Annotated in this window: 1 protein-coding gene; it reads left to right on the plus strand. The window is 69.3% G+C overall.

Features of this window, described 5'->3' with window-relative positions:
- A partial coding sequence (locus FJV41_RS50165; protein ID WP_141649607.1) for a PAS domain-containing protein occupies positions 1 to 482 on the plus strand: 482 nt, incomplete at both ends.

A 482-nucleotide genomic window follows, 5' to 3' on the forward strand; every position in this document is an offset into this window, starting at 1 on the left:
ACGACGCACAGCATCGCCTGATGGTGGTGAACCGGCGCTACAGCGAGATCTACGGCCTGGCCGCCGGGACGATCGTTCCGGGGATGTCGGCGCAGGACGTGATGCGGGCGAGCCTCGTGGCCGGCAACCATCCCGGCAGCGACCTCGCTGCCCTCCTCCACCAGGAGCACGAAGCGCATCGCGGCGGCACCTGGCACACGCAATTCCAAGAACTCGCCAACGGCCGCACCGTCTCGATCGACCGCCGCGAGACTGCCGATGGCGGATTCGTGGCGACCTACGAGGACGTCACGGAGCGCCGCCGCGCCGAGGCCCGCATCGCCTTCCTGGCGCACCACGACACGGTGACGGGCCTGCCGAATCGTGAAGCGCTCGGCCAGCAGATCGAGATGGCGGTGGCGCAGGCCGGGCGCGATTCGGGCTTCGCCGTCTTCGAGATCGACCTCGACGACTTCCGCCCGGTCAACGAGACGCTCGGGCAT

This window comes from Myxococcus llanfairpwllgwyngyllgogerychwyrndrobwllllantysiliogogogochensis (assembly GCF_006636215.1).
GTDB lineage: Bacteria > Myxococcota > Myxococcia > Myxococcales > Myxococcaceae > Myxococcus > Myxococcus llanfairpwllgwyngyllgogerychwyrndrobwllllantysiliogogogochensis.